This window comes from Bacillus clarus, from assembly GCF_000746925.1.
Classification (GTDB): domain Bacteria; phylum Bacillota; class Bacilli; order Bacillales; family Bacillaceae_G; genus Bacillus_A; species Bacillus_A clarus.
Genome location: NZ_JMQC01000007.1, coordinates 65,273 through 86,780, shown reverse-complemented (window position 1 = coordinate 86,780; position 21,508 = coordinate 65,273). Strand labels below are relative to the sequence as shown.

The window sequence follows — 21,508 nt, the reverse complement described above, 5'->3', positions numbered from 1 at the left end:
GATTAATGACTTCAGCACTCGCTTTCGTAAGTGGAAATACAAAATTTAAGACAATTAGAAGCATACTCATGATAATGAGTAAAGTTTGATACGATCGTTTCAACATACTAACAGCTCCCTCAAATGATATGCAGTTTTCAAAGATCCGTTTTTGAATCGTTAATTCTATTTGAATTACTAGTTTTTTTTACTATAATTAGTCTTATATAATTGATTTGTATCTGTTTAAAACAAAGTGACTCTTTTTAAATTATTCTCGAACCTTGTAATACGTCGGTATAAAAAAGTATTCCACCGGTTTATTAAAAAACTTAGCAATTTTTTCTGCTCGTTCAGAATTAACACTTGTTTTTCCTTTCTCAATCGCATGAAGAACTTGAGGTTTAATATTAATTTTTTGACCGAGTTGTGTTAAAGAGAAATCTTTTGATCGTCGTTCATTCAACAACATAATTATTAATTACCTCCTCTCAATTAGTATAAAATAAGTATACATCACTTTTAAAGTGAAAAACAAGTAAAATTTACTGAAACTAAAAAATAATTAGTTTTATATACCGAAATACACTCAGAATAATATGTTAATTCTACGTATTTAAGTACTATTTACACAATTAGGCTGAGATTTTATATGAAAGGACTAAAAATATGAATATTTTTAGCGAACGTTTACGGAAATTACGCCAAGAACGAAGTTGGACAATGAAAGAATTAGGGGAAAAGATAAGTGAAGTTGTAGGATCTTCTTTTAGTTCAGCATCCGTATCGAATTGGGAAAAAAAAGGATCAGAACCACCCTACAATATACTAGCTGCAATAGCACAAATTTTTGATGTCAGCGCTGATTATCTAATAGGAATTAGCGAGACAACTACTCTAAATAATGAATCACCTACAGAAAAAATTGAGCATAAACAAGATATAATTAATAATGTAGAACTATATTTAACAATAAGCGAACATGAAAAGAAACAAGATATATATATAAAAGTAAAAGAGTTACATCAAGAAATTCGTATATTACCTCTTGAAAAACAAGAACGATTAGAAAAAGAGCTTACTGAATATCTTAGGTTTTTTGGATACAAATACGATCAATTACATCTAGACTTCGTTAATTTCACCAATTATCTTCAACATGAAATCCAAAAAAAGGTCTCTAAATATTAGAGACCTAAAGTTTGTATATTATATGTGATAATTTAATTGAATTATTCAATATACAAACTGTTTAAGTAAAAAATACTAATTATTAGATTGAAATTCTATCTTAATAGTTATAAAATTAATGCATAATTAAATTTTTCGTTTAAATTATTATAAATTATTACAAATAAAAAAACCCTACCACAAGCCATTTTTAATTGATCTTTCAGTTTGGCCGCTGAATCAATTAAAAATCCTAAGAAAGTAGGGGTTTTATCCATATTAAAATATATATTATCTACAACCATTATAGCACTTAATATATATAATGTGAATAAAAACCTCTATTTTCCCAGCATTTTTCTATTTATTGGTGGTGGAAAAAATCAGGAGGTTTTTTCGTGTTATTGCATAACTTTTTGCTTAGTCGAGCAAAAGCTGAATTAAGTCCTCGAATTAAACACTTATCCAAAACACCAGGGGCTATTAATCAATCAATCAAGAAAGTCACTACTTATATTGATAATATTGTCTTTGAACATGAAGGTGTTACTACAAAGGATTACCTCACAAAACGTAAATATGAAGCTTTAGAAACAGTTTTATCGTACCTAGTACAAGAAGGATATAGCCAAGTTAAACAAGATCATATTAGCAAAAAATCCGGCATTTCAAAGCCTCTTATAAATTATGTGTTTAATTGGTTGCAAGATTTAGGAGTATGCCAACAAATAAAGGTAAGACGGCATGGAAGGATCGCCCCTTCCGTTTACATCTTAACAATACATAATAACTATTTAAAAATTATTGAATACTTCAAGGTAAAATGGGCTTTAGTAATTGATGTTTGCTCTACTTTCACTAGATTTTTAAAGAACAAGATTAGTAAAAAAAATGTTGTACCCGATCATGATGATACACAATCAATACCTGCTGCGGATCATGATGCAAAAGAAAAATACGATAGATTACAAGACTTACACGATTATTTGAGTGACGATCAGAAAAAAGCATATTACTACATTTTAAGTCAAGGGGTAACATACCTATCTGAAAATGATGCGTACACAATTGCATTAAGATTGCCACCAGATATAAATAGTATGGGGACATCTGCGAAGTGGGCTTTTAAAGACTGTGTCGAATGGTTTGACAGTAATAAATCTGATATTAGCACTCCAGCCCACTTTATAAAAATGTTTGGTCAAAAACTTAAGATTAATCAAGAACGTAGAAATAGTGATACTCAAAAGAAACTATCACTGTTTAATCAAAAAAGTGATAGTAAATTAGTTATTTATAAATTTTTTGAAGAGAACAATTAATTTTAAAAAAACATAATATAACCTAGCCTTGCTCAAAAAATCCTTATATAGCAAGGCTATTTCTCGTGTCCTCTTTTTGATTGTGACCCTCCTATCATTTTTCTACATAAAATCCTTCAAAAACATTGCTCCTTTTCTATGTATTTACATTGTTTTATGAACTTTTGACCTGCAAAATTTCCATTCATTAAAATCTGAATGTTCTATTTTTAACTGACGGATTAACTTTGAAATTTACTAAGATAAAACTTTGAAAGTCTTGTGAGAGTAAGAATAAAACCCAAAATTAAAATTCTAATGTTTTTATTGGTTTTACTATTTATAAACAAGATTTAATAAATAAGTATTCTTCATTTTCAAGTTGTATTTTAAATAGTGAGATTTATTACTCTTTAGGGAGGATATACTTTTTACTTATGATACTTAGAGCAAAGTTATAAGAATCCAAACGACTTCCCTATAAATTTACAATTTGATACACATTACAAATTTGAGTATTTAGTTTTTGTAGAAAATACATACGTTTTAATTTTAAATAGCAATTTTCAACGAAGTTTAGGGATTTTCTTTATATAGAAAAAAATTTAATTATAGGATTTTTAACAATTTATGTGGAAGCGTTCTATATAAAAAATAAAGGAGGGTGAACAGTTGCAAGAACGCTCATTTTGGACAAAAGATGTTGCCGAACACTTAGAAATAGGTACAAGTACACTTAGAAAATGGTGTATAGCTTTAGAACAGGAACAATATTCTTTTGTAAAAGGCGCAAAAAATAGTCGTGCATTTGTTCAAAGAGATATTAAAATACTGGAACAGATGAAAAAACTGATCCAAGAGGCTGGAATGAGTATTGAAGGTGCGGTGAAGGTTGTTTTATCTGTTCCTTCGGCTGAAGTTGAAGTGGATAATGATCTAGAAAATGATAACAGAACGCCTAGCGTTCTATCAGAGAACGTAATGAATTTACCTAAAGGTTTTATAGAACAATTACTTCAAGAACAGATCTTACTTAAAGAAAAAATTCAACAGCTCGAACGTATTGAAGTAGTGAATGCCGAACGCTTAGAACGCATGGAGAACAGATACAACGAACGAGATTCTTTACTATTAACACATGTTAGAGAGATTCAAGAAACTAAACAACTTATAGTAGCATCTCAAAATAGACAAAAAGAAAAAAAGTGGTGGGAATTTTGGAAATAACAAACCCTCAAAATAATTTATTTCAATTTAAAATAATTTATTTTGAGTTATTACAATAATTCACATCAAAAAAACTTTGGTGATAAATCATTTTAAATAAAGATAAATAATTCTAAATAATAATAAATCATTTTAATTTAAAATGATTTATTATTATTTATTTTCATTGCTGCCTTCGGATGATTATGGTAAAATGTAATTAAGATAATTTAAAATAATTTATTTTCAATTAGAAAGGGGTATTATAAATGAAATTCAATTATTTTGTAGAAGATGATAATGGGAATTCCGAGAAAAAGATTACGATTAATGGAGAAATGATGAAGTTTCCAAATACGTATAGTTATGTATATAAAGAGCCTGTTCCGCAAGATAAAAAAATTGAAGAATTAGTGCATGGCTTAATTCGTAATATGGATGTTACTGTTAATTCATCAGCTTTAAAAGGTCAAGTAGCCCAAAGGGTGTTTGTTGGAGAACGTGCTATTCGCTCTGGTGAGGATCTTCAGAACCTTAACATTAAATCAAACCGTGGTAAGCATAAGCAAGATACTACAATTATGACAACAGTTAGTTCAATCGCTTGTCGTTCGGTTCAAGATATGTTTAAAGAGCAGAGCTCCTTAAAAGAAGGTGCAAATATAGAAACAAACGTTTCAATGGTTACAGCTTTACCAGCTAGTGAATGGACGAAAGAAAAAGCAAAACAACTTTCAGAAAGATTTACAAATAGTAGTCACCATGTAACTGTAACTGTTGGTGATTTGAGAGTTTATGTAACTTTGAAATTCGAAAAAGTTATTGTTGTACAAGAAGGAACTATTGCTCTATTTGCTTTAATCGAGGATGGTAATGGGAAATATAGAAATGATGACACATTTAATGAATTTAAAGAAACGTATGATATGAAGGATATAACAGGTGAATACTTCCAAGAAAAACGTCTACTTCACATAGATATTGGAGATGGAACAACAGAATATGTTGTTACAAAAGGTTATGATTATGATAATGACCACAGTTCGGGAGAAAGACATGGTATAGGTCATGCGATTGAACGTGCTAAAAAAGATTTTGAAGATGAATGGGGTTTCTCTATAGAAAGACAAGAGTTTGCCGGATATCTAAAAGAAGAGCATCCTAAATATTATGAAGATGCTAAAAAATTCTTAGCAAGAGCAAAATTTAATTTGGCTGATGAAGTGTTAGATACTGCGGAAACTAAATTACAAGATTTAAAATATGATGTAGAAGTTGTTGTAGTCTATGGTGGTGGAAGTATTCAATTAAAAGAGAATCTTTTCGAAGATTTAAAAGAAATTTGTGATGCTAAAAAAATTAAAATATTATGGATTAATCCTAAGAATGCAACGGAAATGAATGTTAAAGGAATGACAGTATTTAGTTCAATTGCACTTCAAAAAGAAGAAGTAAAATAGGTGATTATGATGGCTAAACCAAAAGCGATACAAATTCCATTATCAGAGAAAATGCGTCAAAGATGTCCAGAACTATTTGTTTGGATAGAATCGCAGGAAAACCCTAATGAAGCTACAAGAAAAGTGTTAGAACATTTTATATTGTTATACGGGACACAAAGTGTAGATAGCGAAGAAATAAAGCTTGGAATGGCGAAAGACTTGTTAAGTGCAAAAGGCATGCTACAAGGAGATATACCAAGAGGTGTACCGTCTAAATCACCTTTAACGTACAAACAGCCAGAAGAGGGTAATGTAATTGGAAAAGTTGAAAGCTCAATCGGAACCGCAAATGAAGAAAATCAGCCGAAAGATGTTCATATTGAAAAAGCGGAAGAAAGAACCCAAGAAGATCCAGTGAATAAACCTATAGAAAGAAATATAGATATCAATAAGTGGACAAATTAATAATTCTCTAAAGTGAATTTTAAAAGTAATATTTTTATGAAAAAAAGCAAAAACAACAAGATGCATAATGACATGATGGAGTGCTTACTTATTAGAAAAGGCACTCCATTTTTGTATTTTAAATAAGAGATAGTTTTTCAAATACATACTTTTATACAATGAAAGTGGTGAGTTTATGGAAATGCCAACAAGCAAACAAAATAAGCGACCTCAAATTTTCAAATCTTTGATGTTTTGGGTATTTATTCTCATGGTATTCTTCCTATTTAAATCATTAGGTTTACAAATTATTGGAATCTTATTGATTGCTGCCTTTAGCTGTATAGGTTTTTATTATCTTGGTTATTTGTTATTTGGAATAACTGCTGCAATTATTGTTGTAGGTAGCGTTATATGTGCAATATGTTTGTTAGTTTACTTTCTTTTTTAATACTCAGTTTTGTTTATAATTGAAAATGGAGGGGATTATCCCCCTCCATTTCCATGTGCATATTGAACAAAATCTTGGATAACTTTGCTTACCGGAGCTTGTAAACTAAATATTAATGTCATAGCTACTAATAGCCCAATGGACTTACGATGGAGTTTCTTCATTTAAATCACCCTTTTAAAATATATTCTTCTTCCTAGATAACTCGAAGTATTCGCATGATTTAAGGTAATTCTTTTCTTCAAAATACTTATGCGCTAATTGTTCTTGATATTCCTTAGTATACTCTGATATTTCTTGTTTTTCAAAATATTCAATACCTTCCAAGATAATAATCTCTAATTTTGAAGCAACTACATTATCGTTTAATGCTTGTAATATACGGAAATGATGCAAATATTCTTCAATACCAAGATGTTTACAGATGTTTATTCCTCGCTCAATACGCTCACAGGCTACTTCCTTTTCGAATAATTTAACGTATTCTCTTGCCTCAACGAATAAAGCTTTATAATTGTTTAACATTTTTTTATTAACTTCTGACAGAAACTGAATTGCTAAATCAGGACGATCTTGTTTAGCATGCATTAAAGCTATGTTTTGTTTTACCATTAGTATAAAGGTCTCTTCTTTAATGGCTTTGAAGGTGTTTAATGCTAATGTATAATACTTATTCGCAAGTTCAAATTCATATAAATCTGCATAAGTTAACCCCAAAAGATTATTACAAAAAGCAAGGTTAGTTTCACATTCAGGGTATTTAGAAAATATCTCTTTAGCCTTTGACAATTCTTGTAAGGCCAGAAATCCATTGTATGTATCATACAATGTATATCCCAACATGTAATGAAATTCAGCAACATCTAATTCATTATTGATATATTTTAACAAAGCTTTTGCTTTATCATAGAATTTCCTTGAAGATTGATAATTTCCGATTGCGTTATAGTAAATCGCTTTGAAAAAATGATAATAATATGTTAAAAAGTTATCTTGTGGTATAACAAATGTATCGATAATATCAAAGTTATCCGTAGAAACGCCTAGGTTGTTAAGTAGATAATTATGACGAAAATCTATGAGGTAGTAATGTAACATCAAATTTTGGTCTTCTTTAAATTCATTTATAACCAAGTCGATCTTATCTTTTAAACAAATTGCTGCATCAAGATCTCTTGCTCGAATTTTAAAGTACCATTCATTTAAAGTTTGTATCAATTGTTCATTCCCTTTTACATGAACGTTCATATCTTTCTCCCCCATCATCCCATAATCCCGTAAAATAAAGGGAATATTCTTATAATATATAATATCAAATAATGCAATTGTCCATATTACTTAGAAGCATTTTTCAATACATTTCAGAATATTCAGTTAATTATTTGGTTGTAATAATATATGCTATAAGTATATTAGACTATCTCTTATAGTATTAAAGCATAAAAGGATTGAGGATTATGGGAAAATACCCAATTGAATTTACAATTACATCTCCTAATGGAGATGTGTATCGACCCGATATTGTATACATTACAGCAAATACACCCGAGGCTGCTATACAGCAAGTGGAAAATGAGATAAAGAATAGGATGGGTAGGTATTATACATATAAAGTGAAAATTAGCATGCAAAATGAGGAAGAACAACTTGCCTTATTTTAAAAAAGTTCTTTCGGAATGAAAGAACTTTTTTCATGTAACACTAGTATCTTTTCTTTCTACTGTTCTTTTTAATGTATTCATAAATCTTATCCATGACAAATGTTTCATGATCTTTCCAAATAACTTCAGCTTCTTCTAATGTAACTACTTTGACTAATTCCTCAATTGCTGTATCTTTAACTAAAAATGTAGCTACAGCCCCTGTAGATGTTGAATATTTACTGATAACTAAATCTATAATATTATCAACCTCTAGTGCACTACTGTTATAAGACTCATTTTGATTTTGATTGCTTAAGTTTGATATTTCTTTATCAGACAGTTCTTTTAATCGGGAATTTAGAATAAATTCTACATAACCGATTGGGGAATCAATATCTGAACGAAAACGTATATCCTCAATTATTTCTAATACAATTTCTTTATGGGCTTCCCATTTTTTAAACACTTTAGGAAACACTTTTTCTTTACATCGCTCTTCAAACCTTTTGATTTTTTGTTCAAATGTATTTGACTGTTGAAATTTATCTAATTTCTTTTCAAAATGAACTAAATCGGGATCTTTCTTTTTCTGGCTACGGATAATAAATCTAATTTTTTGTACTTTCCTAGCCAATTTAATTTCTTCAAATTCAAAAGAAATATCAGTTTTTTGATTTAATTCTTTTTGAGAAGGTTTCAGCACACGTTGCTTAAAATTTGCATAGTTAGGGTATACATCCATTGCATCTAAGTAATACCTTAAATTTTCAAGACTGATTGTACGTTCTTTTAAGTCTTCATACTGCTTAAGTAGTTCATAAATACGTATAGCATATGTACTTTTCAATTTAACAACATTAGCCAATCTATAGCTTGTAAACTTATTGCTTAATTCTAATAGGAATGGCTTTAATAAAGGATCGAAACGCATATCAATTGTTCCTTTATTTCTGTTATAAATTGCTGAAGAAAGCCAAGATACTTGTATCAATTCTTCCCCTGCTCGAATTTCAATTACTTTAGATAATAATTCCTTTGTAATTTTACTTAACTCCGAATATTTAGTAGATCCACTCAAACCAAGTAGATCATGAAAATGTTTAATTGGAAATGTATAAGTTTTAAAATCCCGATCATTGGGTTCAATATTACTAGCCAAACAAAGTAACATTTTTTGTTCAACTAAATTCAAACGTGAATTTGCTTCAATCAAAGTATTTGATTTTGAAACAATATTATTCTCTTTAATCTGCAAATCCTGATTTATAGACATACCTACATACGTCCCTTCTTTCCTACCTCAACTACTACACTAACTATAACAAATATATTTCCTTTGTTATAGTTGTTTTTTATCAATCTCGACAATGGGTTGCTCACTGTAAGGTTGTAAAGTACTTGGTTCTACATAAAAGAATTATGTAAAGTGCTTAACATAGTAAGAAGTAATATAAAAGAATCTCTACAGTTATATAGTATGTAACCAAATTTGTTATCTTTAAAATCATTTTGTATAGTTAAGCAACCAAATTTGTTATCTTTAGAACCATTTTTGCTATAGTTAAGTAACCAAATTCGTTACCTTTAGAACCATTTTTGTTATAGTTAAGCAACCAAATTTGTTATCTTTAAAACCATTTTTGTTATAGTTAAAACCAAATTTGTTATCTTTAGAACCATTTTTGTTATAGTTAAGCAACCAAATTTGTTATCTTTAGAACCATTTTCGTTATAGTTAAAACCAAATTTGTTATCTTTAAAACCATTTTTGTTATAGTTAAGTGTCATAATCCCTTATATATCAGCACATTTCATACCCTTAAAACATATAAACATATAAAACATATAAAACAATTAATATATAAAACAAACAAAACATACAATATTATGTTGAATGGATATAAATATATAATGCTATCATTTTTTAAATAAAGTTTCCACGTCATATAACCAAATTTGTTATAGTTATTTTTCTTAGACATGTAAACGTCAATTAATTGCAAAACTCTTTGGACATGCTATAATATAAATACAAACAAAGGTATATACCTGATTAAAAAATCATACAATAAAAAAGAGAGCAACATGCGCTAACATGTACACTCTCTAGATAACTGCTACCGTCAAGGTGGTGGCTATCATAATTTAATTTTTCTTACGAAGTCCACCTTTTTTACGCTTCCGACGGCGAGATAATAGGGTGGGCTTCTTGTGTTCTAAGATCTTTTTTTTGAAGAGATGTGCGAACGTTTCACGAACGACACCCTTCATAATTTCCTTTAGAAATTCAAGAATTACTTCCATGGCTTTTCACCCCCTTTCTTTCTAAAATAGAAAGAAGGAGTGATAGCCTCCACCCTAACTTCTGCAATCATCTTCGCTTATTATAGCATATATTCTTTATATTTCACTTCACTACGTAATCAAGCTTATATATGTCACTTACTTCTAGCATTATGATATTCTTTTTGAATTGTTAGAACGTCTTCTAATGTAGAAACTTCTAGAACAATAGACAATTCATGAAGTATTGTAAGTGTTTCCTTCATTCCTTCTAACATGGTCTCTAATTCAATGGTTTGTACTCCATACTCTATTATACGGTTAATAAATAGATCAGATTCCAAAAGATCAGGAGAGATGATAGAGATAATTTCTTTTGCTCTTGGTAAAATGTTTGTCTCAAATTGCTTTTGTATTTCAACACGACCCATTGAAACATGGTAGCTTGAACACAACTTGCGAAATGCTTTTAAGCGAATGTCGTCTTTTAATAGATCCAATCGTTCTAAATAAGAATCTAGATCAAAGCCCTTATGTTCCTCAGATAATTCTTCAGTTTCCTCTTCATACATTCGATCGGTTCGCTTTTCAATTTCTTCTATATCTAATTCATCAAAACCATTTTCAAGTAATATATCTTTTACCGCTAATCGAAAAGATTCTTGAATCATTGTGTCTAGCATAATTGCGGGGACATGATTGGAATGCCCTACTTGTACTAATGCTTTAACAGTTGCTTGAGCCAGTTTAATGTAATTTTCAGCATTAAACTCCCATTGTGCATTCGCTCCTCATTGTAAATATGTAGATGCTATGATCCCCTTTTTTAATATAACGTTGATTTTTACGTTATGAAAGGAATTGTCAAAAAATAATTAAAATTAGGTTGGTCTTTTTTTATGGACAAATTCAAAAATAAGAGTGAACTCCATATTCATTTAGTGTAACTGGAATTTAATAAGGAAGGTGAAATGGATGAATCAATATCAGATGTTGTACAGTACCCCCTATTTGTATTCCTCAAGAACTTTAGGTCAAATGTACAAAGGTACAAAGAAAGAAGATGATATTTGTGCCATACAAGAGCATATGTTACGCCATGATGTTTATCTAGATCGACAATACCAAGGTTATTATTATTTAAGTCAAAAAATTGAAGAAGATCTATATGGTGATGAACAGGCTGTGTCTTGGAATGAGCTATTAGATGAATATCAACTTTACAGGGATTGTAAGGGGAATTTGTCTATTAAACCAAAAGGATGGGATTAACATGACAATCATTGGAGAGCTAGGGATTGTATATGGTGTGACAGGAGCTTCAATTTTAGGAATAAAATCGCTGAAGAAGAAAGGTCTTTATCTTCCGGGATGGTTGCTACGTGCGGGTCTCAAATGCTTGTTGATTGGGAGTGTTTGGTACGTTCTAATGGATATACTAGATGTGTTTCTACGTTAGTATTACATCTGGTAGTTGAAAGTGATTATAATATCGTACCTTAAACAGTTTTTTCTAAGCTTCCATACAGGCTCAACTACCTTAAGGAGGTATGGAGGAAATGTTGTCGCTATTATTAATCCCAGTAACCTTTTTAACTGTAGCTTATTTTTATCAAAGTAACGGAATGAGTGATAAGAAAAAAATTGCAACGTTTTTTGAAATTGCAAAGATATGCGTCCAACATAAAGGGGAATTACAATACCCCATTTTTATAAAAGAAGTAGAAGATGACATAAGTATGAATTATGTTTACAAGTTACCACTCGGCGTACCGAGTCAACTTATCAAAAAGTTAGCTGAAGTTTTAGAAGAAGGACTATATAAACCTGTTAAAATATCGTTCCATCAAAGAGAGCTTCATATTCGTGTATTTAAGCAACAAATACCTGAAATGTGGAATTGGTCTAAGAATCTGTTAAAAGAGCATACATGGAGAGTTATGGTGGGGAAATCGTTAGATAAACACACATATCATGATTTCGAGAAAACGCCGCACATGTGCGTAGCGGGTATGACGCGTTTTGGAAAGACAGTATTTCTAAAAAATGTGATGACGAGTTTAATTTTACAACAACCTCGACATGTGAAGTTTTTTATTATTGATCTGAAGGAAGGATTAGAATTTAGTCCTTACAAGGATCTGTCTCAAGTAGTAGAAATAGCTGAAAATCCAGAACAGGCGTTAGAAATGTTGGCTAAAGTACGTGAGAAAATGGCTAAACAAATTGAGGGTATGAAAAATTCTTACTTTACTAATATCATAGATACATCTATAAAGGAGCGATATTTCATCATAGTGGATGAAGGGGCAAATCTTTGTCCGACACAAGGATTACCTAAAAAACAACGTGATGTATTATTCATGTGCCAGGAGATGTTATCTGAAATCGCACGAGTTGGAGGAGGGTTAGGGTTTCGGCTCATATTTTGTACTCAATATCCTACTTCAGACACACTACCAAGGCAAATTAAACAAAATGCTGATGCAAAGCTAGGTTTTCGATTACCAACAGCGGTTGCTTCTCAAGTTGCTTTGGATGAACCAGGTCTTGAGGATCTACCTTCCCTTCCAGGAAGAGCATTGTTTAAAACGGATCGTACAGAAGAAATTCAAGTACCTTATTTGAAGGATAAAGACATGTGGAGTTTACTGAAGCAATACAGGGTGGTGAAACGCAATGAGACATCAAACACTCAAACAGAAAACGAGACAAATCGAGATTTTATCCACTTTGAGTAAGTTGGATTTTGCAACTAGGAGGCAATTACAAGCCATCCACTGCCTAGGAAGTATTAGAAATGCAAATCGTGTACTAAAGGATCTGACTCCGTATTGTCATATTACTAAAATAGCTCGTGAGCATGTATATTATTTAAACAAAAAGGGACGTGATTTATTAGGAATTACAAGAGAAGTAAAGAAAAGTAGTCAATTACAGCACATATTAATGAGAAACGAAAGCTGGATGTGGCTTGGATTTCCAGAATGGAAAACAGAAAGATCTATAGAGTTTTCAATTAATGGTCAACGGTATCAGATGATTCCTGACGCAACGTATTTTGAAGATAATGTTCCCCATTTCGTTGAAATAGATCGTATGCAACATATGAAGGCAAACGAACATAAAATACAGTTATATGGCCATATAACAGATATCTATAAAAGACAGAATGCTATTGTTCCAGTTATTATCTTTTTTACATTATCAGACTATCGACAATCAAAGTTGGAGCAATACGCTATAAAACAAAATGTATTTATGAGAACCTATGTGATGGATGATATTTTTTAATTAAAGCCAAAAATCATTGTAATCTACATTTTTATTTGTTAGCTTTTTTAAAGTATCAATAATTTTGGAACCAGTTTTTAAAGATGGAAGAAATGCATTTCCTTTGCATAAGCGACTAATCGTACCTTGACTTACACCGCTCCTTTCTGCAACTTCCTGTTGAGTTAAATTATGTTTATCTATAAATTTGCCGAATTTACTCCTAGGTTTTCCTATACCAAACCAACTCATATTCTCACCTCGGAAAATTATTATTTATAAATCTAGCTTGTCCAAATCTATAATTATTAAAACCTTCAACAAATTGTAATTTCGGATTAGTTTTCATCATAAAATAAATTAAGAAGTAAAAATGAAAAAAACATGTAATAATTTTGTGGAATCTAGCATGAATAGTAATAGCTACAAGTTGCTGATACACTATCCTAATGGCAACTTGTTGTAAAGGGTATTCTTACAAAATAAAAAGCTTAAATCCATTAGTATAGCAAGGGTTTAAGCTTTTCTTAATTTCTGAAGTAATGAAAACGAGTTTAGTAAATTAAGAGGTAGCATATTGTTCAGCGATCGAATGCTGAAGGATTTTATATAATTTCACGTACCAAAAAGATAATAAAAAAATTTTCTAAGGGATTGTATAATCCAAAACAAAAGGTTTATAATAAGAACGAACGTTCTGTTTTGGAGGATAAAACAATGTTTGATTACTCAAAATGCATGAATCGAATGATTTTCTGCATAGACCTTTGTTCATTTTTTGCCAGTTGTGCGTGTGTAATGAGAGGATTAGATCCTTTAAAAGTAAAATTAGCTGTCGTTGGGGATGTAAATAGAAAAGGATCTATTGTGCTGGCTGCCACTCCCGAACTGAAAAAACTGAGCATTTCTACGGCAACAAGATTATATGAAATTCCAAAAGATCCAAACATCATTATTGTGAATGCAACAATGAGAAGATTCGTTGAGATTTCAAATCAAATTACAGAGATTTATACCAAGTATGTAGCATTAGAAGATCTACACGTTTTTTCGATAGACGAGTGCTTTCTAGACATGCAACAAACAGCGCATCTATTTGGTCGTGATCCAATTGTAATTGCTAAAAGGATTCAAAAAGAGATATATGAGACAACAGGCATAACAGCCTCGATTGGGATTGCGCCAAACCTATTTCTCTCTAAAGTGGCTCTAGATGTGGAAAGTAAACATTCAAGCTCTAGGATTGCGATGTGGTCATATAATGATGTTTCGAAAAAATTATGGGAAATTAAACCGCTCCAAAAAATATGCGGAATTGGAGTAGCTACACAGGAATCGTTGCATAGCATGGGGCTATTTTCCTTGAAGGATGTTGCAAACACGTCAAAAGAGCGTTTAATTAAGCGATTTGGAAAGGTTAAAGGTGAAGAGCTATATCATTTCGCATATGGCATAGATGAAAGCCGTATCGCTCATAAATACATTCCGAAAAGTACGTCTATAACGAAAGGACAAATCTTATTATTAGAAGATTGTTATAGCCCTAATAAGTTAAAAGTGCTTATTTTAGAACAGATTGAGGAAACTTGTTTTCGCTTACGATCTATGGATAAATGCTGTAGAACGGTTGAGCTTGGGATAGGTTACAGCAAATACATTCGTGGAGGATTTAAACGAGCAATTACCTTGGATCAACCAACTTGCTTAACTGAAGATGTCTATGCCGCTTGTTTAGACTTACTTAAAAAATTTCATTCGGGTCATCCGGTGCGCCAAATACACATCACACTGAAGAATTTGACCAGGGATGATGCAATTCAAATGTCATTGTTCGAAGATACTTCCCAAAAAGATACTAAAAGGAAATTAGCAAAAACAATGGATAGTATACGGCATAAACATGGTAAGAATTCAATTATGAGGGGTATCAGCTACATTAAAGGGGCTACACAAAGGGAAAGAAACGGAAAAATAGGTGGTCATAAATCATAAGGAGGAATGCAGATTATGATTGATAGAGGTATGATGCGTTGGATGCCATTCTCAGCAATAAAAGAACAATTTGAGGGATTAAATGAATTGTATGAAAAACAAAATGAAGTACCGATGCCTATTTTAGATGAACAAAAATTAAATCTTATAAATGATATTGTGTGTTGTGCAATTGCTGAAAATAAGCAAGTAAGCATTTCATATCAAAAACAAAACAAAGCATATTCGGAAGTGGGTTATATTCATTACTACGATATGATTTGTAAGGAATTAAGAATTAGGAACCAACATGATAATGTACAGTATATAAAAATTAATCATGTAGCAGATATCAAATATACATAACACTTTAAAAAAATATTAGATGGGGGAATTATGATGAAAAGTCAAAAAGAGCTTATCTATCATTTTAGGGAGTTTTGGGATTTTGAGTATATTTGTTTAGAGAAAAAAGGCTTGGGATTTCCAGAATTAGAAGAAGTAATGTTGAATTATAATATGCATAAATCTGATGAAAATTTGGAATTTAAAGAGTGTTGGATATATCGTGAATTTGTGGATGGAGAAGAATTGAGAACAGTTCAAATCACATATGAAGATAGTAAAATCAATAAGGCTGTTCGTTTATGGGGATCTAAGAGAGATAAAGATGGAAAAGTTCTTGCAATGACAATGGACTTTTTAAATATAGAAACCAAAGAACTTGAATGTGAAATAGATCTAATGAAAGATAAAAAATTTGAAGGTATCAACCATAGAAATAGAGCCCCTTTTAATTAGGACTCTATTGTAAACTAACAATAAATTCATTTAAAAATCTAAGTTTTATTCGACACTAGCGCTAATAGCTGAATAACTAATCAAGTGTCATATATAAAGAGTTCGTCGAGTGATATTCCGAAAAACTAATCAAACTTCTCTTCCCCAAAAATCCAGTAGCTATATGCATGATAAACTCCGAAATGATTTTATCTAAATAAAATCAAAATCTGGTTAGGACCTATACGTTCCATTACACGATAGCCTTTATGGGAATCGGTTGCGATACCATCAGCATTAGGTTTACAGTATCCGTTAACTTGACATCTTCCATCATCTCTTACACGGAGTTTTCCAAATAAACCAACTTTTTCCCATTCTGATCTGTTCGAACGTGGAATGTACTCTCTCGTATGGTCCCAGTCAGGATTTAAAATGGGTTGCTTCTCTGTACGTTCAGGAATGATAACATTCCCATCTTTATCTTTTTCCACTGGGATTACAACATTATGGTATTGCACTCTCCCCCATTCATCTGTTACATATTTACCTTTCCACCTTAATTCTCCACTGTCGGCTAGGAAAGCCGGATTAGCAGTTACAATTCCTAAGATATACTCATCAGTCGTTTTGACTTTTCTTATTTTTTTGCCCTCTAAAGTAACAAAGTATCCAAAACCAATCGGCTTCCTGTCAACTGTTTCAAACATTTCTGCATAATCGGCATTCCCTGCAATCCATCCGTTATCAGCAATCCCCCTTCCATTATTCAAAATTTTTGCTGCGAGGGATAAATTAGTTAAACTCGTACCATTTGCGAGATGCCAGGAGTAGTTATCAGTGGTAACTCCAAAACGTCCCATGATATGAGATCCAGGTAAATTACTGGCAGTATCCATTCCTTCCGCATGGGAAGCGAGCCGATTGGCGGTGGTATGCCATCCTTCCGCATGAGAAGCAAGTCCACTTGAAAGGGTAGAAAACCCTTCCGCATGGGAATAAAGAGAGCTGGCTTTGGTACCTTTTCCTTCCGCGTGAGAAGAATTAGATTCTGCGATGGTACCTTCTCCTTCCGCATGGGCCGCTTTTCCCTTGCTCTTAGTTTGGAATCCTTCCACATGAGAAAAATACCCAATAGCAGTGGTTCTTTCTCCTTCCGCATGAGAAGCAAGTCCGCTAGCAGTGGTTCTTTCTCCTTCTGCATGAGCTGCATCCATAAAGGCGATAGTATCTCTTCCTTCTGCATGAGAGACTTCCCCAATAGCATCGGTACTTTCCCCTTCTGCATGAGAAGCAAGTCCGCTAGCAGCAGTTCTTTTTCCTTCCGCATGAGCTGCATTTCCACTGGCAGTGGAAAGGTTTCCTTCTGCGTGGGACATGTTTCCACCGGAAATGGTAAGATTTCCTTCTGCGTGAGAGGTATCTCCAGACGCTTGTCCTCCTCCTCCTTCCGCATGAGCATATTCTCCTTGAGCGGTTGATTGTATACCTTTACCATTTTTAAGAAAACCAGGTCCCCCCTCAGCATGAGAAGAACGCCCTATAGCTTTACTGCCAGACCCTTCTGCATGGGAAGCAATTCCACTGGAGGTAGTAAAGATTCCTTCCGCATGGGAGGCACCTCCACTAGCAGTTGTCCCATACCCTTCCTCATGTGCAAGTGGTCCACTGGATACTTTGGCAGTAATATTGAATCCTTCGACATGAGAAGGACTTCCATTAGTGGTAGTACCTTCTCCTACCACTCTGGAAGATTGATTATTTGGTGCCATTCCTGCTTCCTTCCTGTTATTTTTGTTAGGTTTTATCTTGTTTTGACCGAACATGTAAGCAACCTCCTCAGATTTAATAATAGTATGATATGCTAATTCGAAAATTGTATATTCGGTATTATTATCCACGTATGATTAAATCATCTTATTGCGAAGTATTTTTAAAATCGCGCTTTCAGCAGATCTAATTTATTTAACAATCTTTCCCGATTGTTAAATAGAATGATTCGCATTTTTTAACAACTTTATTATTTTTTAAATGACTTTATTGTAAATTAAACAACTTTTTTGTCACTTAACATCTATAACATTTCTGAAAATTCTTTCTGTTAATTCCGACAAAAAAGCACATAATCTAGATAGATTATGTGCATAATAAAAATTTTCTTTTTAAGAAATGCTTATATGCTTGGAATTGGTTAATTAGTTGATTTACTACTGTTCTGTAATTATCTGTTTCAGATACATATATTGTTGATACAGCGTACAGTAAAAGGGTAAATTCGTGTCTAAAACATATCTAAAAAATCTATTTTAAAACTATATTATTTTCTCAACTTATTTTTCCTTGAACAATAATGACAGCCACAAAGAACAGTGTTTTTGTTAATGGTACTTTTAGATATGATTTCGCTTTAGCTTGATAGAAATGTGCGTAATCCTCGTAACAAAAATTTATATCCCACTTCGGTTAGATAAAAAAGTATCACCTTACGATGGTTATCCGTATGTATGGGCGTTTATATCCCACTACGTTTTGATAAAACTTTGTTCATTTTGTAGGCTTGCTCTGGTTCTTCCTCACTTTATATCCCGCTACGTTTAAATAAACCCTTTTTTACACATCTAGGTATATGCCCTTTTCGTTGGTTTATATCCTACTACGTTTAGATAAAACACAGAAAACAATGTAAGAATGCTTCGAGAGCTTAGATTTATATCCCACTACGTTTAAATAAAACAGCGGTGTACATGGTGGAAAAGGTACGCTTTATAAGTTTATATCTCACTACGTTTAAATAAAATTTCGTGAGCAACAACTTGATTTCGTCCTTTATAATCTGTTTATATCCCACTACGTTTAAATAAAACACATCGGTGGGTTATCAACTGATACTGCTATTATAAGTTTATATCCCACTACGTTTAAATAAAACATTCTACAGCAAATATGGTGCATAGTTTCGTTCTTGTTTATATCCCACTACGTTTAAATAAAACTTTAGAACGCCCACGACGCTTTTCAATCTCACTTGTGTTTATATCCCACTACGTTTAAATAAAACACGCAAAAGGTGAAATTGAATTCACGATTAGTTTTGAGTTTATATCCCACTACGTTTAAATAAAACGCTACTCGTAACACGTTAATACATGGGTAACATTAAGTGTTTATATCCCACTACGTTTAAATAAAACGTTACAAAACTATTACGTGACAACTTTGATGTTAAAGTTTATATCCCACTACGTTTAAATAAAACTCTTTAAATCATAAACAAGAGCCGCTTTATTATCTTTGTTTATATCCCACTACGTTTAAATAAAACAGAAATGTTTACCATACTTGCTAACGGAACTAAAAAGTTTATATCCCACTACGTTTAAATAAAACAATTTTTGAACGGTAATATTCAACCACTTTCTCTAGGTTTATATCCCACTACGTTTAAATAAAACCCTAAAGGGAAATGGATTTTTGAAGAGTTGGAAATAGTTTATATCCCACTACGTTTAAATAAAACTGATATGAAATACTTTGAGTTTAATAATCATGAATATGTTTATATCCCACTACGTTTAAATAAAACCCCCTATAAAAAGTAGAATAAAACCTCATTAAAGCAGGGAATCTACTGTGTTTAACTTATAGGTTTTGCAGTGAATCGTTAGTCTTGTTTCATATTTTTTTCAAAAATGACATTCAAGCCTTGGGAGACAAGGGGTTTAACATTTACCTACAGTAACGAGATACACTGCAAAAATAATTGCTACTATAAAATAATCTTAATAAATTATAATATATTATAAGATTCAATTTAAAGAAATAGCTCTTCATAGCTTTTTTCAATCCCAAATACTTTTTTCCTTATGTTGCGTGGGTTATTAATTTCATATAAATAAACAGAATCCTCTGTTGATATTATTATACAATCTAATTCAGATAAACACTTAAGTAGTTGCGCTTTGGATATCTCTCCTTCAAATACAGAGTTTTGTACCCAGTTTAAGTATTGTTTCAGTTTCTTACACACTTTCCCTACTCGTTTTTCTCCAATATCATAAGTAATAATAACGTACATCATCTCACCACCAGGCTTTTAAGGGTTTATATGATTCATCTCCAATCATATGTTTAATGAGTTTATAACACTCTAAGCGAATGAAATAGCGATATGATACTTTACGCTTTAAACGGCGATGTATCACAGTCTGACTTATTTTATTTTCCCATGCTTGTAAAAATTTTTTCCGCCCCTTCTCATTTAGTAAAACTATCTTATCAATCTTCTCAAAATGATTTAAGTTAATCATCTTTTTATTAATAAGTGTAAAAATTAATGGGTCAACAATCAGTGGTTTGAAAATTTCAGAGATGTCCAAACTTAGTGAAAAGCGCTTTGCTGATGGCTCATGCAAGTAGCTAATCGTTGGATTTAATTGAGTTTTATAAATTTCAGATAATACTGTTGTATAGCATAAACTGTTACCAAATGAAATTAATGCATTGATCTCATCGTTTGGAGGTCGCTTGGAACGTTTATGAAACGAAAACTCTGGAGGTAGGATACTATTAAATAGAGCATAATAATGCTGACGAATAAGACCTTCAATCCCCATGAGTTGTTGAATAGAAGTTACCTGTGGGATTTGAGAGGTTATTTGAATTATTTGTTCTAACATTTCATCAGTTATCTGTTTATATCCTTTTAGAGTCCGAAGCATATGGAATACAGCTGCTGAAATAAATGCTTTTGCTAATGTCATACGTTTACTTATATCTAAGTAATGAGCGCTTTGCTGTACTAATGTAAAACCAGATAAGTTCCCTTCACGAGGCACAAAGCTGCCACTATAAAAACCATAATAATTAAAGAAATGGACATGAACCTGATGCTGATTCAACAAGTTAAGTAAAGTTGTATTCAAGTCTACTTGTCCAAAAACATACAAATTATCAATTTGTTCAATCGGCAATGATTTCTTTTTTTCTTCTTCATTAATGAAATAAAATGTATTATCTTTTCTTTTCATTCTTCCGTTTGAAAGAATATAGAAGTCTCTTAACATCGGTCTGCCTCCCCTGAAAAACAAAAGTCATAATATGCACATGATGGACAATAAGTTTTCTTATCAATCTTAGGAGGGAATTCCTTCAGTATAATAGCGTGAATACGTTTTTGAATGTTTTCAAGTTCTTGTTCTTCGCCTTCTGTTAACACAATTTCTTCGGTTCTTTTTTCTTTTGTGTAACTTAACAAACCTTTCTTTGTAACACCACGCTTTTTCAGTTCTGACAAATAGTACAGGAGCTGCCACTGATCCGCTTCTTTCATTTTACTTGTCAACTTAATTTCACGGACATAATCATCTTGAATGCCATCAATTTTACCGGAATTTTCAATGTCCAGTTCCCGATGTTCCATACGTTGATAAGCGAAATCATGAAGAATCTTCCCTTCTATAACCCGCGTACTTTCTTTTTCTAGTTGAATTTGATGCACAAATAACCAGAGCTTTCGATGGCAAACAAAATAGTAATGAATGTAAGTTCCTTTCATCTTCCCACCTC

At 31.9% G+C, this 21,508-nt stretch carries 25 protein-coding genes and 1 CRISPR repeat array; of the genes, 14 read left to right on the top strand and 11 right to left on the bottom strand.

Annotated features, from left to right (window positions below; translation table 11 throughout):
* Positions 1–250: 250 nt before the first annotated feature.
* On the bottom strand, positions 251–451 hold the full coding sequence (locus DJ93_RS00730; RefSeq protein WP_042978733.1) for a helix-turn-helix domain-containing protein: 201 nt from the start codon (positions 449–451) through the stop codon (positions 251–253).
* Between the two features lie 197 nt (positions 452–648).
* Between DJ93_RS00730 and DJ93_RS00725 the strand changes: the two genes are divergently transcribed.
* The 6 genes from DJ93_RS00725 (at position 649) to DJ93_RS00700 (ending at position 5,993) form a co-directional block, all read left to right on the top strand.
* Entirely contained in the window at positions 649–1,170 is a 522-nt protein-coding gene (locus DJ93_RS00725; RefSeq protein ID WP_042978732.1) for a helix-turn-helix domain-containing protein, read from the top strand.
* A gap of 377 nt (positions 1,171–1,547) precedes the next feature.
* Entirely contained in the window at positions 1,548–2,471 is a 924-nt protein-coding gene (locus DJ93_RS00720) for a hypothetical protein (RefSeq protein ID WP_042978731.1), read from the top strand.
* Positions 2,472–3,122: 651 nt separating this feature from the next.
* Entirely contained in the window at positions 3,123–3,677 is a 555-nt protein-coding gene (locus DJ93_RS00715; RefSeq protein ID WP_042978730.1) for a DUF3967 domain-containing protein, read from the top strand.
* Positions 3,678–3,925: 248 nt separating this feature from the next.
* Entirely contained in the window at positions 3,926–5,116 is a 1,191-nt protein-coding gene (locus DJ93_RS00710; RefSeq protein ID WP_042978729.1) for a ParM/StbA family protein, read from the top strand.
* Positions 5,117–5,125: 9 nt separating this feature from the next.
* Positions 5,126–5,563, top strand: a complete 438-nt coding sequence (locus DJ93_RS00705) for a hypothetical protein (protein ID WP_241484232.1) — start codon at positions 5,126–5,128, stop codon at positions 5,561–5,563.
* 175 nt (positions 5,564–5,738) lie between these two features.
* Positions 5,739–5,993, top strand: coding sequence for a hypothetical protein (locus tag DJ93_RS00700; protein WP_052109487.1), 255 nt, complete (start codon positions 5,739–5,741; stop codon positions 5,991–5,993).
* 35 nt (positions 5,994–6,028) lie between these two features.
* Here DJ93_RS00700 and DJ93_RS33035 read toward each other — a convergent pair whose 3' ends face one another.
* Together DJ93_RS33035 and DJ93_RS00695 are read right to left on the bottom strand one after the other, a co-directional pair.
* On the bottom strand, positions 6,029–6,157 hold the full coding sequence (locus tag DJ93_RS33035; protein ID WP_196777056.1) for a Phr family secreted Rap phosphatase inhibitor: 129 nt from the start codon (positions 6,155–6,157) through the stop codon (positions 6,029–6,031).
* A gap of 13 nt (positions 6,158–6,170) precedes the next feature.
* Positions 6,171–7,241, bottom strand: coding sequence for a response regulator aspartate phosphatase (locus DJ93_RS00695; RefSeq protein ID WP_042978728.1), 1,071 nt, complete (start codon positions 7,239–7,241; stop codon positions 6,171–6,173).
* A 209-nt stretch (positions 7,242–7,450) separates the two neighbouring features.
* On the opposite strand from DJ93_RS00695, the gene DJ93_RS00690 reads away from it, so the two are divergent.
* Entirely contained in the window at positions 7,451–7,654 is a 204-nt protein-coding gene (locus tag DJ93_RS00690; RefSeq protein WP_042978727.1) for a hypothetical protein, read from the top strand.
* Between the two features lie 40 nt (positions 7,655–7,694).
* Here the strand turns inward: DJ93_RS00690 and DJ93_RS00685 are convergent, their stop codons facing one another.
* From DJ93_RS00685 to DJ93_RS00675, 3 genes are all read right to left on the bottom strand, one after another.
* Complete coding sequence (locus tag DJ93_RS00685) at positions 7,695–8,909, bottom strand: replication initiation protein (protein WP_042978726.1); 1,215 nt, start codon at positions 8,907–8,909, stop codon at positions 7,695–7,697.
* A gap of 872 nt (positions 8,910–9,781) precedes the next feature.
* Positions 9,782–9,940, bottom strand: coding sequence for a hypothetical protein (locus DJ93_RS33030; RefSeq protein ID WP_181969253.1), 159 nt, complete (start codon positions 9,938–9,940; stop codon positions 9,782–9,784).
* A 134-nt stretch (positions 9,941–10,074) separates the two neighbouring features.
* Positions 10,075–10,602: a hypothetical protein gene (locus DJ93_RS00675; RefSeq protein WP_241484230.1), complete on the bottom strand. Its 528-nt coding sequence runs from the start codon at positions 10,600–10,602 to the stop codon at positions 10,075–10,077.
* 292 nt (positions 10,603–10,894) lie between these two features.
* Here DJ93_RS00675 and DJ93_RS00670 point away from each other — a divergent pair, with 292 nt between their 5' ends.
* From DJ93_RS00670 to DJ93_RS00655, 4 genes are all read left to right on the top strand, one after another.
* Positions 10,895–11,191 (top strand): hypothetical protein, encoded by a 297-nt coding sequence (locus DJ93_RS00670; protein ID WP_042978724.1) that lies wholly within the window; start codon positions 10,895–10,897, stop codon positions 11,189–11,191.
* Between the two features lies 1 nt (position 11,192).
* A complete protein-coding gene (locus DJ93_RS00665) occupies positions 11,193–11,378 on the top strand; it encodes a hypothetical protein (protein WP_042978723.1) in 186 nt (61 codons plus the stop codon).
* Between the two features lie 100 nt (positions 11,379–11,478).
* Positions 11,479–12,660, top strand: a complete 1,182-nt coding sequence (locus tag DJ93_RS00660; RefSeq protein WP_042978722.1) for an FtsK/SpoIIIE domain-containing protein — start codon at positions 11,479–11,481, stop codon at positions 12,658–12,660.
* Complete coding sequence (locus DJ93_RS00655) at positions 12,599–13,213, top strand: replication-relaxation family protein (protein WP_042978721.1); 615 nt, start codon at positions 12,599–12,601, stop codon at positions 13,211–13,213. Before DJ93_RS00660 ends, DJ93_RS00655 begins: the two co-directional genes overlap by 62 nt.
* Here the strand turns inward: DJ93_RS00655 and DJ93_RS00650 are convergent, their stop codons facing one another.
* The gene (locus tag DJ93_RS00650; RefSeq protein WP_042978720.1) at positions 13,214–13,444 is read right to left on the bottom strand and encodes a helix-turn-helix transcriptional regulator; all 231 of its coding nucleotides are present in this window, start codon (positions 13,442–13,444) and stop codon (positions 13,214–13,216) included.
* A gap of 465 nt (positions 13,445–13,909) precedes the next feature.
* Between DJ93_RS00650 and DJ93_RS00645 the strand changes: the two genes are divergently transcribed.
* The 3 genes from DJ93_RS00645 to DJ93_RS00635 are packed head-to-tail and all read left to right on the top strand — an operon-like array spanning position 13,910 to position 15,964.
* The gene (locus DJ93_RS00645) at positions 13,910–15,184 is read left to right on the top strand and encodes a Y-family DNA polymerase (protein WP_042978719.1); all 1,275 of its coding nucleotides are present in this window, start codon (positions 13,910–13,912) and stop codon (positions 15,182–15,184) included.
* Positions 15,185–15,199: 15 nt separating this feature from the next.
* On the top strand, positions 15,200–15,529 hold the full coding sequence (locus DJ93_RS00640; protein WP_042978718.1) for a YolD-like family protein: 330 nt from the start codon (positions 15,200–15,202) through the stop codon (positions 15,527–15,529).
* 33 nt (positions 15,530–15,562) lie between these two features.
* Positions 15,563–15,964 carry a hypothetical protein gene (locus DJ93_RS00635; protein ID WP_042978717.1) on the top strand — a complete coding sequence of 134 codons (402 nt, stop codon included), beginning with the start codon at positions 15,563–15,565 and terminating at the stop codon, positions 15,962–15,964.
* A 188-nt stretch (positions 15,965–16,152) separates the two neighbouring features.
* On the opposite strand, the gene DJ93_RS00630 is transcribed toward DJ93_RS00635, so the two are convergent.
* The 4 genes from DJ93_RS00630 to cas4 form a co-directional block, all read right to left on the bottom strand.
* The gene (locus DJ93_RS00630) at positions 16,153–17,715 is read right to left on the bottom strand and encodes a peptidase G2 autoproteolytic cleavage domain-containing protein (RefSeq protein WP_161785243.1); all 1,563 of its coding nucleotides are present in this window, start codon (positions 17,713–17,715) and stop codon (positions 16,153–16,155) included.
* Between the two features lie 673 nt (positions 17,716–18,388).
* Positions 18,389–19,526: direct repeats of the CRISPR family, unit length 29 nt; unit sequence GTTTATATCCCACTACGTTTAAATAAAAC.
* A gap of 228 nt (positions 19,527–19,754) precedes the next feature.
* Complete coding sequence (gene cas2, locus DJ93_RS00625) at positions 19,755–20,018, bottom strand: CRISPR-associated endonuclease Cas2 (RefSeq protein ID WP_042978716.1); 264 nt, start codon at positions 20,016–20,018, stop codon at positions 19,755–19,757.
* Between the two features lie 4 nt (positions 20,019–20,022).
* On the bottom strand, positions 20,023–21,006 hold the full coding sequence (gene cas1b, locus DJ93_RS00620) for a type I-B CRISPR-associated endonuclease Cas1b (protein WP_042978715.1): 984 nt from the start codon (positions 21,004–21,006) through the stop codon (positions 20,023–20,025).
* Positions 21,000–21,497, bottom strand: a complete 498-nt coding sequence (gene cas4 / locus DJ93_RS00615) for a CRISPR-associated protein Cas4 (RefSeq protein ID WP_042978714.1) — start codon at positions 21,495–21,497, stop codon at positions 21,000–21,002. The genes cas1b and cas4 overlap by 7 nt, the downstream gene beginning before the upstream one ends.
* Between the last annotated feature and the right edge of the window lie 11 nt (positions 21,498–21,508).

Bases quoted from the DNA above. Each gene is read 5' to 3' on its own strand.
- DJ93_RS33035 (WP_196777056.1), bottom strand. From the start codon at position 6,157: ATGAAGAAACTCCATCGTAAGTCCATTGGGCTATTAGTAGCTATGACA.
- DJ93_RS00655 (WP_042978721.1), top strand. From the start codon at position 12,599: ATGAGACATCAAACACTCAAACAGAAAACGAGACAAATCGAGATTTTA.
- DJ93_RS00685 (WP_042978726.1), bottom strand. From the start codon at position 8,909: ATGTCTATAAATCAGGATTTGCAGATTAAAGAGAATAATATTGTTTCA.
- cas2 (WP_042978716.1), bottom strand. From the start codon at position 20,018: ATGTACGTTATTATTACTTATGATATTGGAGAAAAACGAGTAGGGAAA.
- DJ93_RS00705 (WP_241484232.1), top strand. From the start codon at position 5,126: ATGGCTAAACCAAAAGCGATACAAATTCCATTATCAGAGAAAATGCGT.
- DJ93_RS00660 (WP_042978722.1), top strand. From the start codon at position 11,479: ATGTTGTCGCTATTATTAATCCCAGTAACCTTTTTAACTGTAGCTTAT.
- cas4 (WP_042978714.1), bottom strand. From the start codon at position 21,497: ATGAAAGGAACTTACATTCATTACTATTTTGTTTGCCATCGAAAGCTC.
- DJ93_RS00710 (WP_042978729.1), top strand. From the start codon at position 3,926: ATGAAATTCAATTATTTTGTAGAAGATGATAATGGGAATTCCGAGAAA.
- DJ93_RS00640 (WP_042978718.1), top strand. From the start codon at position 15,200: ATGATTGATAGAGGTATGATGCGTTGGATGCCATTCTCAGCAATAAAA.
- DJ93_RS00630 (WP_161785243.1), bottom strand. From the start codon at position 17,715: ATGGCACCAAATAATCAATCTTCCAGAGTGGTAGGAGAAGGTACTACC.
- DJ93_RS33030 (WP_181969253.1), bottom strand. From the start codon at position 9,940: ATGGAAGTAATTCTTGAATTTCTAAAGGAAATTATGAAGGGTGTCGTT.
- DJ93_RS00670 (WP_042978724.1), top strand. From the start codon at position 10,895: ATGAATCAATATCAGATGTTGTACAGTACCCCCTATTTGTATTCCTCA.
- DJ93_RS00675 (WP_241484230.1), bottom strand. From the start codon at position 10,602: ATGCTAGACACAATGATTCAAGAATCTTTTCGATTAGCGGTAAAAGAT.
- DJ93_RS00730 (WP_042978733.1), bottom strand. From the start codon at position 451: ATGTTGTTGAATGAACGACGATCAAAAGATTTCTCTTTAACACAACTC.
- DJ93_RS00645 (WP_042978719.1), top strand. From the start codon at position 13,910: ATGTTTGATTACTCAAAATGCATGAATCGAATGATTTTCTGCATAGAC.
- DJ93_RS00725 (WP_042978732.1), top strand. From the start codon at position 649: ATGAATATTTTTAGCGAACGTTTACGGAAATTACGCCAAGAACGAAGT.
- DJ93_RS00665 (WP_042978723.1), top strand. From the start codon at position 11,193: ATGACAATCATTGGAGAGCTAGGGATTGTATATGGTGTGACAGGAGCT.
- DJ93_RS00650 (WP_042978720.1), bottom strand. From the start codon at position 13,444: ATGAGTTGGTTTGGTATAGGAAAACCTAGGAGTAAATTCGGCAAATTT.
- DJ93_RS00695 (WP_042978728.1), bottom strand. From the start codon at position 7,241: ATGAACGTTCATGTAAAAGGGAATGAACAATTGATACAAACTTTAAAT.
- DJ93_RS00700 (WP_052109487.1), top strand. From the start codon at position 5,739: ATGGAAATGCCAACAAGCAAACAAAATAAGCGACCTCAAATTTTCAAA.
- DJ93_RS00690 (WP_042978727.1), top strand. From the start codon at position 7,451: ATGGGAAAATACCCAATTGAATTTACAATTACATCTCCTAATGGAGAT.
- cas1b (WP_042978715.1), bottom strand. From the start codon at position 21,006: ATGTTAAGAGACTTCTATATTCTTTCAAACGGAAGAATGAAAAGAAAA.
- DJ93_RS00635 (WP_042978717.1), top strand. From the start codon at position 15,563: ATGAAAAGTCAAAAAGAGCTTATCTATCATTTTAGGGAGTTTTGGGAT.